The sequence below is a fragment of the Nostoc sp. DSM 114167 genome, from assembly GCF_052692655.1.
Genome location: NZ_CP195116.1, coordinates 4,931,207 through 4,943,271, shown reverse-complemented (window position 1 = coordinate 4,943,271; position 12,065 = coordinate 4,931,207). Strand labels below are relative to the sequence as shown.

Annotated in this window: 22 protein-coding genes; 8 read left to right on the top strand and 14 right to left on the bottom strand. The window is 44.1% G+C overall.

The annotated features are described in order from the left end of the window. The 7 genes from NSTC731_RS21015 to NSTC731_RS20985 form a co-directional block, all read right to left on the bottom strand. On the bottom strand, nucleotides 1-339 hold the full coding sequence (locus tag NSTC731_RS21015) for a hypothetical protein (RefSeq protein WP_445626637.1): 339 nt from the start codon (nucleotides 337-339) through the stop codon (nucleotides 1-3). Next, nucleotides 336-839, bottom strand: coding sequence for a hypothetical protein (locus tag NSTC731_RS21010; RefSeq protein WP_445626636.1), 504 nt, complete (start codon nucleotides 837-839; stop codon nucleotides 336-338). The genes NSTC731_RS21015 and NSTC731_RS21010 overlap by 4 nt, the downstream gene beginning before the upstream one ends. Continuing rightward, entirely contained in the window at nucleotides 836-1,048 is a 213-nt protein-coding gene (locus NSTC731_RS21005; protein ID WP_445626635.1) for a hypothetical protein, read from the bottom strand. Before NSTC731_RS21005 ends, NSTC731_RS21010 begins: the two co-directional genes overlap by 4 nt. Then, nucleotides 1,038-1,634 carry a hypothetical protein gene (locus NSTC731_RS21000; protein WP_445626634.1) on the bottom strand — a complete coding sequence of 199 codons (597 nt, stop codon included), beginning with the start codon at nucleotides 1,632-1,634 and terminating at the stop codon, nucleotides 1,038-1,040. Before NSTC731_RS21000 ends, NSTC731_RS21005 begins: the two co-directional genes overlap by 11 nt. 70 nt (nucleotides 1,635-1,704) lie before the next feature. Then, entirely contained in the window at nucleotides 1,705-2,526 is an 822-nt protein-coding gene (locus NSTC731_RS20995; protein WP_445626633.1) for a hypothetical protein, read from the bottom strand. Beyond that, on the bottom strand, nucleotides 2,526-5,291 hold the full coding sequence (locus NSTC731_RS20990) for a hypothetical protein (RefSeq protein ID WP_445626632.1): 2,766 nt from the start codon (nucleotides 5,289-5,291) through the stop codon (nucleotides 2,526-2,528). Before NSTC731_RS20990 ends, NSTC731_RS20995 begins: the two co-directional genes overlap by 1 nt. Nucleotides 5,292-5,310: 19 nt before the next feature. Then, nucleotides 5,311-5,616: a glucose-6-phosphate dehydrogenase gene (locus NSTC731_RS20985; protein WP_445626631.1), complete on the bottom strand. Its 306-nt coding sequence runs from the start codon at nucleotides 5,614-5,616 to the stop codon at nucleotides 5,311-5,313. Between the two features lie 221 nt (nucleotides 5,617-5,837). Here NSTC731_RS20985 and NSTC731_RS20980 point away from each other — a divergent pair, with 221 nt between their 5' ends. The 3 genes from NSTC731_RS20980 to NSTC731_RS20970 all read left to right on the top strand — a co-directional run bounded on the left by NSTC731_RS20980 (nucleotide 5,838) and on the right by NSTC731_RS20970 (nucleotide 7,248). Further along, a complete protein-coding gene (locus NSTC731_RS20980; RefSeq protein WP_445626630.1) occupies nucleotides 5,838-6,422 on the top strand; it encodes a tyrosine-type recombinase/integrase in 585 nt (194 codons plus the stop codon). After that, the gene (locus NSTC731_RS20975) at nucleotides 6,419-6,580 is read left to right on the top strand and encodes a hypothetical protein (protein WP_445626629.1); all 162 of its coding nucleotides are present in this window, start codon (nucleotides 6,419-6,421) and stop codon (nucleotides 6,578-6,580) included. The genes NSTC731_RS20980 and NSTC731_RS20975 overlap by 4 nt, the downstream gene beginning before the upstream one ends. A gap of 338 nt (nucleotides 6,581-6,918) precedes the next feature. After that, a complete protein-coding gene (locus NSTC731_RS20970) occupies nucleotides 6,919-7,248 on the top strand; it encodes a hypothetical protein (RefSeq protein WP_445626628.1) in 330 nt (109 codons plus the stop codon). Between the two features lie 88 nt (nucleotides 7,249-7,336). On the opposite strand, the gene NSTC731_RS20965 is transcribed toward NSTC731_RS20970, so the two are convergent. The 6 genes from NSTC731_RS20965 to NSTC731_RS20940 all read right to left on the bottom strand — a co-directional run bounded on the left by NSTC731_RS20965 (nucleotide 7,337) and on the right by NSTC731_RS20940 (nucleotide 9,806). Further along, nucleotides 7,337-8,077 (bottom strand): hypothetical protein, encoded by a 741-nt coding sequence (locus NSTC731_RS20965; protein WP_445626627.1) that lies wholly within the window; start codon nucleotides 8,075-8,077, stop codon nucleotides 7,337-7,339. 85 nt (nucleotides 8,078-8,162) lie between these two features. Then, complete coding sequence (locus NSTC731_RS20960) at nucleotides 8,163-8,381, bottom strand: hypothetical protein (protein WP_445626626.1); 219 nt, start codon at nucleotides 8,379-8,381, stop codon at nucleotides 8,163-8,165. A gap of 6 nt (nucleotides 8,382-8,387) precedes the next feature. Then, nucleotides 8,388-8,630, bottom strand: coding sequence for a hypothetical protein (locus NSTC731_RS20955; protein WP_445626625.1), 243 nt, complete (start codon nucleotides 8,628-8,630; stop codon nucleotides 8,388-8,390). 13 nt (nucleotides 8,631-8,643) lie between these two features. Next, the gene (locus NSTC731_RS20950) at nucleotides 8,644-8,874 is read right to left on the bottom strand and encodes a hypothetical protein (RefSeq protein WP_445626624.1); all 231 of its coding nucleotides are present in this window, start codon (nucleotides 8,872-8,874) and stop codon (nucleotides 8,644-8,646) included. A gap of 96 nt (nucleotides 8,875-8,970) precedes the next feature. After that, entirely contained in the window at nucleotides 8,971-9,387 is a 417-nt protein-coding gene (locus NSTC731_RS20945) for a hypothetical protein (protein WP_445626623.1), read from the bottom strand. 272 nt (nucleotides 9,388-9,659) lie between these two features. Then, nucleotides 9,660-9,806, bottom strand: coding sequence for a hypothetical protein (locus tag NSTC731_RS20940; protein ID WP_445626622.1), 147 nt, complete (start codon nucleotides 9,804-9,806; stop codon nucleotides 9,660-9,662). Nucleotides 9,807-9,822: 16 nt separating this feature from the next. On the opposite strand from NSTC731_RS20940, the gene NSTC731_RS20935 reads away from it, so the two are divergent. The 5 genes from NSTC731_RS20935 (at nucleotide 9,823) to NSTC731_RS20915 (ending at nucleotide 11,828) form a co-directional block, all read left to right on the top strand. After that, nucleotides 9,823-10,137, top strand: coding sequence for a hypothetical protein (locus NSTC731_RS20935; protein ID WP_445626621.1), 315 nt, complete (start codon nucleotides 9,823-9,825; stop codon nucleotides 10,135-10,137). A 95-nt stretch (nucleotides 10,138-10,232) separates the two neighbouring features. Further along, nucleotides 10,233-10,421: a hypothetical protein gene (locus tag NSTC731_RS20930; RefSeq protein ID WP_445626620.1), complete on the top strand. Its 189-nt coding sequence runs from the start codon at nucleotides 10,233-10,235 to the stop codon at nucleotides 10,419-10,421. 108 nt (nucleotides 10,422-10,529) lie between these two features. Then, nucleotides 10,530-10,904, top strand: coding sequence for a hypothetical protein (locus NSTC731_RS20925; protein WP_445626619.1), 375 nt, complete (start codon nucleotides 10,530-10,532; stop codon nucleotides 10,902-10,904). A gap of 20 nt (nucleotides 10,905-10,924) precedes the next feature. Continuing rightward, the gene (locus tag NSTC731_RS20920) at nucleotides 10,925-11,617 is read left to right on the top strand and encodes a hypothetical protein (RefSeq protein ID WP_445626618.1); all 693 of its coding nucleotides are present in this window, start codon (nucleotides 10,925-10,927) and stop codon (nucleotides 11,615-11,617) included. Beyond that, entirely contained in the window at nucleotides 11,610-11,828 is a 219-nt protein-coding gene (locus NSTC731_RS20915) for a hypothetical protein (RefSeq protein ID WP_445626617.1), read from the top strand. Before NSTC731_RS20920 ends, NSTC731_RS20915 begins: the two co-directional genes overlap by 8 nt. Here NSTC731_RS20915 and NSTC731_RS20910 read toward each other — a convergent pair. After that, entirely contained in the window at nucleotides 11,782-12,015 is a 234-nt protein-coding gene (locus tag NSTC731_RS20910) for a hypothetical protein (protein WP_445626616.1), read from the bottom strand. The genes NSTC731_RS20915 and NSTC731_RS20910 overlap by 47 nt on opposite strands. Between the last annotated feature and the right edge of the window lie 50 nt (nucleotides 12,016-12,065).

Here is a 12,065-nt window from a genome sequence, read left to right as displayed (position 1 = left end):
TTAATCAGTGGGGTCATCAAGGTTGTCAACGAATAATGCAGTGTCAACTTTGACTCGCACAGTAAATTCAAATTCTGGTGCTTCTGGTGTGCCTGTTATTTGCTGCGATGCAAATTGAATAGGTGGAAGATTAGCGTTAATTCTTGATTCATTCACCTGATCTGTTAGTGCAGATAACGCTTGCATCAGCTTGACAATACCTTTAACGCAAGAAGTATTAAGCGTTAAATTATCGGCTGTTGCTAAGTTGAAATTGAGTTTTACTTGATTATTCCCAACAAATTCAATTGCACCTGCGGCTAATTTTTCAGATAAAGCTGAAAAGCTCAATGTCGTCATAAATTATCAATCTTGAATTCAATAGTTTCTAACTTTGACCTGACTGCATTAACAAGGTCTTCTGTTGTATCCGTTTCTGTGCCGAGATATTCCCAAACGCCCAAAGTTACCTGTTCGATCCACGGCATTGCTTCAAATCGCAAGCGGTAATTACTGGTAAGTTTTGGAAAAATTACTAACTCAATGGCATTGAGCTTGATTAAATGGCGATTGCCGTCTATTTCAGCAGAGGGAACCTGCCCCAATCCCTCAAAAATCACTGTGTCATCAATGTGAATGCCGCTGATTTGTTGGTAGAAGTAACCGGCTCTAACCCAACTTGGCTTGGCATTTAACCAAGAAGCACCGACCAAAAAAACGTGCTTGTCGGTTAGGTAAGGAAGCTCAACCGGGTCAATGAGAGGAGCGCGGATTCTGCGGTTTTGGGGATTGCCTACCAACTTTTGATAGTAAGTTAACTCCCATGCCCCGACCGCTGTCAGGTCGAGGTTGATTGTCATACTCCAACTAATTCCCAGTTATCAGCTAGTTCAAAAACGTCAAATTCCTGTTCATTCAGGAAATCAAGAAAGGTATCCGGGTGAACTTCTCCCCGCAAAAAAGCCGCTGTCATTTGCGCGCGCTGGAGCATGAGGTTAATTTCTTCTTCATACTCCAGTTGAGATTGCCCTGGATACCAAATTGCGGGAGTTTCTAACTTATTCTCCACTGCCAGTTAAAACAAAGTATTCAGGAGTGAACCAAACTCGACCGTAAGCACCGCCTAGCTTACCTTTCACCGCGGTGAAAACGGCTTTAATCTCAGTATCCAGTGCCGATGCCGATTGAATGCTCATAGGAGCGGTATAACTGTATTGCACGTTGCTTCCACGATTACCAGGCGCATATCTCTTGTATGGACGCTTGCTACCTAACGCTCGAATAACTTGGGGAGAACCATCTGCCACTGTTGCGTGGACTTGTGCTGGTTTTGCTCCACGAGGGAGAGAATCTTCAGAAGTGGCATCCACTAAATTTAATTCTGTTTGTCCAAAAAACTGCACACTTTTTTGGGAAGCCTGTACTTTATATTTTTTCGCAGTTTCTCCAGCGGCAATTTGCACTGGTTTGTAGGCTACGGCAATTTTAGGGTTATTGCGGCTAGGCGCGCCATCTTCTCTAGCTGGCGGCGTGTAAGCTTCTCGTGCTTGAGCGTATGCCAATTCCTTCTGAATTTGTCTGAGGCTTTTAACTCTACCCATAATCGTCTTATTGTGTTGAATTGACTGGTAAATAATTTCTCTAAATCCAGTCATAGCCGATATTTTGGGTCAATTTTCTTAGCCGGATTACTTAAAGTAGTCCACCAAATTTTCGGAGTAATTCTCAACCAACCCGCTCGATCACACTTCGGAGTCTAGTGCCCCCGACTGACACCAAGTTGACTGGGTTAGGTTGCCCCCAAATCAGTAGTTGAGCGTAACGGAATTTCACATCAGCACGGCGACGTTTGATTGGTTTTTTGACGGTGCGACTGTAAACCCGATGAGTACCTGGGGACAAGGAATAAGTGCGATCGTTTTCGATGTACTGGAAGAAATCACGCTCAAATGGATGCTCTTGTATTTCTAAAATTGACCTGATGGTGCTTTCTGCTTCGGCTTTACTACTTACAAGTAATCGCAAATTATACCCGCGAGTTTCATCTGTATATGTTGCCTTAAAATGTCCTTTACTCCAAACAAGAGGAGGAGTAGCAAAGATATTTTTAATGTTTCTAGCTAACCTTTCTGCGTCACTTCTACTGATAGTTTCACTGGATTCTGTCATTAATCTAAAGGTAATTTCTCCTTCAAGCTGCGGCAATCCATCTCCATGAGTTTCATGGTCATACGCTTCTAAAAAATATAGTTTAATCTGTGGTTTAAAGGTTCTATCTGTTTGAGCATCATAAACAGGTACCCCATAAACAGGCCGTTGTAATGCTTGAGCGTGTCCACAAGTGACTTCAAACAACCACATTCGCATCAATGTCATTGTTGCAGTATCTTCATCCTTAATTAAGCAGGTGTGTTTTAACCTAGCTTTTGGGGTGCTGATATCGTTGTCTTCTTGATTTTTGAAATAACTTGTTACGGCTTTGTTGTGGTCAAGCCTAACTAAATCTTGTAAGTTCTCCCACTCGCTAAAACCTTCTGGTAATGGCATTAATCATCAGCCTCCTTATCTGAATCTGCAATAGCTAATCCTGTTGCACTAACTAACTTATCAGCATCAAAACCAGCTTTTACCTTTACCGCTTCCGGTGGTTGTACACCTTGTTTTGAGCCGTCTTCTTCACCTATTGACTTGCCTAGCTCATTCTTTAATTCTCCAATTTGAGCAATATTTTGCTCTACTGAGACAACCTCAGAAGCTACTTGATCCACTTGAGAAACAACGTTAGTAACACCTTCTACTGTGGTAAAAAATTTATTGTGAAAGTTTGGCTGTGGATTGAACCACTTGTAAGCGCTTTCCCCAACTTCGCCCCATTTACGCAAAGCATTGCCGATTAAAGCTACATAACTGCCAACAACTTCTAAAGCACTTAATATTGAATAACCAATAGACTGCAAAGCATTAAATATGTTTGCAGTGGCTTGATATATTCGATTAGCTTTTTTGTAATTAGCTACTAATCCTGTATAATTTTCTTCTCCAAATATGGCTTTGAAAAAGTCGGCAGTCCATTCAGACATGATGCTTGCAAAACCAGATTCCTCACCTTTCTCATTTTTCCATTTAAACCCTACTGCTTGAGAGATATTATCAATAGCTGCAAATAGAGTTTGAGCTAAATTATTAGAAAGCATCAGGGCATTGTGGAAAGTAGTAATTAGAATCAGAATGTTGAGGATTCTATCTACTTGCAATGTTTGCCATAATCTAGTGAAAGTCCCAGATAAACCGCCAGGAAGTAAATCTCCAAGTTTTGTATTGATTAATTCTAAAAGTGCTAATTGTGCAGCGTTTGCACCAGCATTAATTTTGTCTAGAAGATTAGCTGTATTTTGATTGTTATTTTGGTTAATCTTTTCGGCGGAATCATCTATTGCTTTCCCCAAACATTTGCCTGGTTGAGCAATTTCACAAACTGCACCTTGGGTGGTTTCTTTGTTTGCAGCTTGCACGGTAGGAGATTTTGCGATCGCGTCTGGTATGCCCTGTATCGCTGGTGTCAGTGCTGCCAGTCCGGTAGCGATAGCTGTCAGGCGTTTGATCTGTTCATCAAAATCTTTCTTTTGCTTTTCTATGGTTTCGTTGGTTTTATCGGTTGCTACCTGTTCGGGTGTTTTCGGTATTGGTTGAGCTTTTGCCTTTGGTACGGGGCTATTGCCATCACTAATCGGTATTGGTTGCGCGGTTTGTGGAACGTAGGGGGGATATGCAAACGTGGATGGATTCGTGGCTGTAGTTGTAGCCGTACCCTCTGATATCGGGGATACGCGAGGTACTGGTATATCTTCTGCCTCGGCGAACGGTAACGGCTGTGGCGCGTTTTTGATCGCTGGCAACATCCCACCAAGATTTGACGGTTGGTGTTCTGGATTGGGCAAGTACGACGGTGCAAGTCCACCGTGACCGGGAAAATAAGGCGCTCCATTGGGCGTGTTATTTGACGGTTTGGATGGCGCTGGCGCTATCTCTCGGATCTCGCCCCTCCTAATACCACCCCCAGGTACACCAGATGAAATGATATTTGTAATGTTTATGGGATTTTGAACTAGTTGCGCTGGCGCATTACTTGCTGGTGGCGACGATACTTGAATATCAGCAGGTGTATCGGGTGTACCTCCGATGTGTGTGATTTGTATGTTTCGCAGGTTGTAAGGTACTGTCGCGGGATAAAAGCCGCTTCCTTGGTGATATACTTTTGAGTTTCCATCTGCATCCTTGGCGATAATGTCAACGCCTGGGGAGCCGACACCTGGAAAATTGGCAATACCAATTGACTCTATAGGCCCGACGACCTGGACGCTTACAACTTGCTCGTCGCCTGGATTCCCGTTGAATGTCGTTGAATATTGTGCTTGTACTTGATATATTCCTCCTTCACTCTGACCGCCTTTAAACGGTGCGTAGTTTGGGGTAAAGCTTTCAAGGTGCGCTGCTGTAGATGGCAATGGCTGTGGAAAAAACGCACCTGCGAGTTGTCCACCCACGAAACCACCAATCATGGAACCGACATAAAAACCTATTGGTCCACCAACAGCAGCGCCGATTAACCCACCAGCATAACCACCCGCTGTTACTGCTACAGCAGTTGTGGCGGCTTGTTGTACAGACTGCCCCGCGATCAATGCACCCGCAAAAGTAAGCCCAGTGCTGAGACCAGGAATAGCAAGCCTACCCGCCGCTTGTGGTAACGACTTTGGTAACGACTGACCGATACCGCCAATCGTGTTGCCAATTGCTTCGCGTATCGTTGCCGAACGCGGTAATGCAGTCGGCTCCACCAGTGGATCGGCGTATGCAGCAGTGCCTTTTGGTGTTGGCGGTGGGCTACCAGTTGATGGTAGGGGTTGACGTTCGGGTGTCGATCGTTGAATTTGAGCTAGTGGTGATTCGCGCCGTGTCGGTTGAACAAATTCTGCTTCTACAACTTCACTTCCACTAATACGGTTCCTGAGTTCGTTCCTCTGTGCTTGCTCTCGTTCAAGCATCAGTCTATTTTTTTCGTTCGTGTCAGCCGTTTCAGCCCTAATTCTTTGTTCGGCGGCGGCTTGTCGCTCTAGCCGTAATGCAATCTCTGCGGGACTTTCTTTGTATTCGTAATTTGGCAGTGTACGTTCATATCTGACACGTGCGCTAATAGCCTCGAAGTCAATTGGATCTCCTGCGGGCACACCGCTTGCAGGGCGATTCGTAAGAGAGCCGTGCAACGCCGCATCGCTAGCATCAAGTGAAGCAAATTGGCGTGGGTTTTCCATAATGGTTCACTGATTGCAATTAATTCTGTTTGAATGCTGCGGGTAAGGCAGTATTACTCAATGCCTGGATATACGTCCAGTTCTTATTCGCACCACTCGATTGATCCGGCGAGACTTCCAGGGATAGTCTAACCACCATACGTGTTTTTGCATCAGCAGCAACCCAATAGTTACCCGCTTGGCAAGCGCGCTCCGTGTAACCAACACCCTCAATAACGGTCAAGGTGGAATTTATATTAAAAAGCGCTAAACCTACCCACGCTGCAAGTTTTTCTAGCGTATCAATTTGAGATGGAATATCTGTGGCTGGATTTAATGCTGTCATTTTGAAGAGATTTGTAAATAGTTACTCTCCTGTTTTATGCAAGTTTAAAAAAATCGTAAATGTTCCACTTTTATGTAGAAGTGGAATATTCACTGATGCCGTGTATCCTTTGCCAGCATTAGGATTGAGCGAATATTTACTAATAGTGAATATTTAGGTAATTCCACTTTCACCTCTGATTCAGGTAAAAGCGGAATATGCGAAGTTTATTTTTTACGTCTATGGCAAAGAGTAACAGAAAAGGAAAAGCTGCTGTAATTACAAACGCTGAATATTCCAAAGTCAGGCAACAAATTTTAACAGAAAAATACAAACTGCTTTTAGACATTGGATGGTTCACCGACGAACGCTGGGGGGCTTTGGTGAAACTGAAAGTAGCCGATGTTTATCAGGAACCAGGTATTGCTAAAACCGATATCATTTTTCCTGCAATCATTAGAAAGCACAGGCCAGACGGGACAGCCGATGCCACAGAGATTCCAGTACATGCAATCTTGAAAGAGTCTTTGGAGCGATATAAACCAGCCACAAATAGCGAGTGGTTATTCCCGTCCCGGTGCGGAACTAAGCCGATTGTCTGGAAAAATGCCTACAACATTTTGATGGCTGCGGTGGAGAAAGCAGGGTATGAAGCGAAGGGAATATCCACTCACAGCATGAGACGGAGCTTTGTTAACCGATTGAGAAAGAATGGAATTCCAAAGGAAACTATTCGCACCTTCACCGGACACCGCGATAATAAAGGGCTTGACCCTTACTTTGAGATAGAGACGGATGAGAGAAGAGGCGCGATCGCAACTCTATGAACCCCAACCTGCTATTCCTCCAAATCGAAATCTTCTTCGAGCGCTTGCAGAAAGGGGAATATGACCATCCTGTGTATTTGGCTATGGCACTGGAGAATCTCACAAATCTTGCATGGGATGAAGTCGATCGGGTTTATCCGAATTTGGACAAAGCATGAAACAAGCGAATAAGCTGAAGATCCTAAATTTCAAAAACAACTAGCAAGCGATCGCGCGTTCATCCTATTTGGCGCGATCGCTTTTCATTTTTAAGTACTTAATGAAATTTACTCCCAATAAAAAATTTGCTTTTAAGCAAAATTATCACGATAAATCAATGTTTCTACACCATTATTTGATGGCCCCAGCGCAGCTTCTACTTATTGAGAATACTTGACACTATATGGTCATTGGTCGTTGGGCATTGGGAGTGAAAATTGGCGAGCCAAATCACAATTGCCTTGTCACAGGCAATACAGGCTGATAAAGTACCTGTGACAAGCATTTGAGGTTAAAGATGGCAGGCAAAGGCGGCCGCAGAAGTACAACTTGGCAGGCTCAATGGAACCACGGCAAGACTAAACATATTCGGGTTCCCGCAGCCCTGGAGCAACAAATAATAGAATTTGCTCGTGCTTTGGATTCGGGGCAAGTTGCCCTAGATTCCCAAGTTTTACTGCTAATTGATTCTTTTGTAGAATCAAGAATTGCACAGTTTCACCCAAATCAGTACAGCAGTACTGGCTCAACTACTACGCGGCGCTGGGATGAGCTACGACGATTCAGGAGTGCGATCGCGAAGAACGGTCACGCCAGGAGCGAATTAACTCCTAGTGAAAGCTTGTAAATCAAAAAGTGTAGGTTGGTTCATAATCAACAGTGGTTATTATGGTCGCTGCTTCCAAGAGGAAGCAGTTTTTTTATGCAGTTATTCCCTAGTAATCCCTTGGAAGGTTCTTAGGGAACCAAGATTTTAAAGCAAGTAAAAATTCAGATAGATTAAGCGTTGCGTCCTCCCAGTAACAGTTATGTAAACAGTTGATTAACCATCCTTGAGGATTGTTAATTGCTTGATTTCCACCACGAAGAACAAAGTGCTTAAGAGCTAATCGCACATCTCCAATGTCAAACTCAAAGAGTTGTCTTGTTGTTCGTTTATTTGGGTCAAAGTATATTTCGTACTCAGCACAAGCGGTCAGTATCTCGTGTTGTCTTTCTAACTCCTCAAATTCGGCCGTTGTAGGAGTAATATTATTGCTGCTGCTGTTTAACCCCTGTTCGGCAGAGATATCATTTGAGGGGGGTGAATTGTAACTAGAGTTATGGTTATATAACTTTTTTTCTTGGCGTTTTTTGGGTGGATTTAACCATGACAGAGGTCTAACAAGTAACTTGGTTATCTTCCAAGAATATTGTTTAATTACTTGTAAAACCCGGCATGATACCAGTATTTCAAATATCTTTTTGAGGTAATTATGAGCATAAGGTTTACCTCTGGTCTTAGCTACCCAGGCATTAAATTCTGATAAATCTGGCTCGATTTTAGTTGCTATTTGGCCTTGCCTCATTAGCCACTGCCAGAGAATTTTTGCAGCTGGTGGAATATGGTGTTTGTAACAGTATGCTTCGTGTTCTTCCGTCCACGGAAGATTGATTTTTAGAGTATTTTCTGTCATGATATTATTAGTTATTCTCACAGAGAGCCACCACCGACCTTGTAAATCTGGGTGGCTTTTTGGTTTTTTTTCGGTCAATTAGGAGTTAAGAAAAATCAGTAATAAACTTCCGCATTGCTGACTCTGTTTGAAGTTGACCCAAGACCAGCTTTTGGATTCCAATTTGAAGCCCAGGATGATTTCTAAGCTTTTCGTGTTTTAGCAGGTCGCTAGAGAAGGATTGCCACGCTAGTATTAGCAGTCCTTGGTTGAGATATTCATTGGCCCGATGTTTGGCCCAATCAAGATGTTCAGTCCTGTTCATTGGTTATCAATTGCGAGTATTCTTTTGCTTGATATTCGCTGCTATCTCTTTTATGCGATCCACTAACTCAGGATTTTGTCGGAATAAGTTTGGTAAATCAGCCAAGACGTATGCTGTCAGCACGATCGCTTGATCGGCTTCGAGTTCTGGGTCAACGGTGCGGATATAGTCGAAAAGCTTCTCTAGCTCGTATACAGCAAGGCTTCTAGCTCGAACTACTTTTGATGATGAGATTTTTGATTTTTTCATTTGTCATTAGTCATTAGTCATTTGGTTCCTCAACTGATAACTCAGTGAATTTCACCCAAGCAGAGTCGTATTGCTGTTCGCCGGGTTTTGCTGCCATACCAACTTGGGCAGCTTGCAATGGACTAGTGGGTGGGCTTAACTGAATAACGTAAAGCTCTCTCCTCAAGAAATGTTTGAGGATATTCCCGGTGTAAAAGCAGGGTTTTGCATGGATTATCAGTTCTAGCGCTTCGTCTCTTGTCATAAGTCTTTCTCTCATTTGCGATCGCACCCCTCCACCCCTAACCCCTAACCGCGATCGCAAAACAAAACCGCCCTAACCACAGTCGGCAGGACGGTTTTATTCAGGTTCTTCAGGTTCTTCAGGTTCTTCAGGTTTTTCGAGCGACTGAGCAGCTATGTTGTAAAGTTCTGACTTGATCAGTCTCATTCCTTCATCAAATGAGTCTACAAACTTCTTATTCTCGTCAAGTCGAGCTTCAAGACGTTGGCGATGAGAACCAACATAGAATTTAAAACCTTGCTCTAATAACTCAAGTCGCTCTAATACTTTTCCAATATCGCTTTCTCCAGTGAGGGAGACGGCTGACCTAAGGGTATGTCCCCCCTCGCTATCTTCGCTACCAAGTCCGCCCTGCTCAATCCCATCGTTTTCGCTTTCGTCTCGAATAAGTCCCAGTCCTTCTTGCTCAGGAATAGGGACACGTTCTTTGCGTCCTCGGCCAGTTTTTTCGGTCTCGCCATGCTTTTTGCTCATATATGGTAAACCCATTTTACATACAGAAAACTAATTCTCATATAGAAAACTGTTGACAGGAGGTTTTCTATATGATTAACATAACATTAGTTTCTCACATAGAAAACTATTTTTAGCTCCCCCCTCACCCTTGCCACCGAGCCTGTGAGGGCCCATTCAGGAGCAAGCACCCGCGCCACTGCATAAGCCCCGGTGCGGAAACACCCTGTAATCACCAGAGAACTGAGCGCGGTAACGAGTTTGCCGCGCGGTGATGTTTGATGTCTGCACAATCAACAACCCAGGAAACCAGATGACAACCACAGTCCAAGAACTGATTGAGAAGGAGGAGCCAAAGGAGGAGAAATAAGTAATTGAAAAGGCGATCGCCTACCATCCCTGAACTGGATAGCGATCGCCAAGTCTACGATTATTTGCATTGAGGAAATTGTACCAATGTCAAAGCCAATAGGACATTTCACTAGTTACACCTTAAATGATGGCTCCCTATTGGAATCTCTCCAAGAGGAGTACGGGCCGACGTTTGAGGGAATGAGCAAACGCGAAAAGCTGTTTTTAATTTCGGCGATCGCTATTCAATTGTGCGATCAAGCTCCCGGCAGATGCCGCGATGAAATCTATGTAGTGGGGCATCAAATTAATAGCTCTTTGCCCGTGGGCGACAGAGAGGGATTAATCGAAGCGCTGATTAATCAAGTGCGTTGGGGTCGCAGTCTTTTAGATACGGAGGTATTGCCTATGCAGCAATAAACCCACTAATCACAACACCTCTCATTTATAAAGTTGCACCAGCGCAGGCTGGAAAGCTTGCGCTGGTGTTTTTTTGAAAATTAGGAATTTAGATTATGACTTACAGCAATGGGCTAAGACCTTGGGCGATTTTCCGACGCTTGCCCAGTGGGGAAAATGTTTGTGTTGCTCGACTTCGTAGCCGCACTGATGCCGATGCCTACACCAGCATTCTGCGTCAGGGAGGGGGAATATTTGAGGTAGTTTACGACGCACCTCAGCCACAGGGAGTTAACCAAGGATAGCTCATCTAAATCAATTGCGATCGCGGCAGGAGATGGCGCGTAGGCGCAGCCCGCCGCAGGCATCGCAATTGAAAATCGATTCAAACAAGTATTTAATAGCACACAAGCATGAAAATCAAAACCATTTCTTACAAACGCGTACTCAATCTGGGAAATTACGAAAATAAGCACCTAGAACTGTTTGCTGAAGTTGATGAAGGGGAAGATCCAGAACAAGCTATCTTGCAACTTGCCGATATAGTCGAGCGCACAATCCGAGAATCAGTAACCAAGGAATACAACAGGCAAATGTTACAGGCCGAAGTGAAGAAAGAAAGGTTACTTGACGAGATTGCCGAACTCAGAGCCGAGCTTAGACGGCTTGGAAAAATCAAGGATGAGCCACCTGCCCCAGAACTTGACCCTAACGAACCTGACCCAGATAATATCCCTTTTGAAACTGGGGATACTTCCCAAACGGGCGGTGTCCCCGACGGCTTTTAACTTTAGCGAAAAATTACACCATGACCAAACATGATACTTGGGTGAAACTCAAACCCGGCAGTCCTTACGAGCCAATTTTAGATTTATTTGCAAACGGGATGATACCCATGCGCGACCCTTTCCCGATGGAGCGAACCGTTAACAAAAATGGTGAAGAAGTGGCGCTGTGGATTATCGACGTAGAGCGCCTTAGTAGCATTCAATTTCAGTCCCTAGCCCAAATTATTGCCATCAATTGCAAAGCTGATGCAGTCGCAGTTGCACTTGAGGCAGAGCTAAAAGGTGGCTTTTCCGTGAGTCATGAGTGGGTTGCTTCTATGCAGTGCTGGGTGGAAGGGTTCGCCCGTAGCAAAGAACTTGCTGATTTTTTTGAAACTGCACCACAGTCAGGAACGGTTGAAGGCGCTAGAGCTTTTGTTGAGTTTTGCAATACCCAATATGACCGATGGATTGATGGCAACCAGGAACCACCGCCAATCAACTCCATTGAAGACATCGACCCAAGGCTGAGAACACCGGAACTGGAGCGAATCTTCGAGATGGTACCAATTGAGACTGCGATCGCGAATGGTGGCTTCTCGGTTTTTGATGTTATCACGGGTCGAGCATTCACCGCTGCTCTTAACATTATTGACCCAGAAAACTCATATTCATTAGTTGAGTATGACGAGTTTGATAATGATGAATTTGAGGACGATGAAATTTATGAATGAAGATTTAAATATCCCACAACCAGATCCCAGTTGGGATTACTACATTACTTGGCACACGTTATTAAAAGCTAAATCTCGTCTTGATACTTTAATTAAAGAGATTTCCGAGTTTGAAGAAGAAACTGCTACCCAAAATGAATATTTTGAAGAGCAGCTATTAAAAATTATTGCCAACTTAAACTCAACGCTGCCAAAGATAGAGACTGAGTAACCGCCTGATGAATCGCAATTGCTGCGATCGCGCCACCTACGGCGTGGGCTACCTGACACAGTAGCCGAAACGGTGGCTTTCTCCACCGTCGCGGGTTGTGTCCAAAGCAATCCGCCCCATTGTTTCTAGGGAATGGGGCGTTAAACATGAATCGCGCACCCACATAGTGGGGTGTTAAATCGTTCAAGCGCACCAACCCTAGAGCTACCGGGTTAAACCCAGCGTTAAGAGTGAATC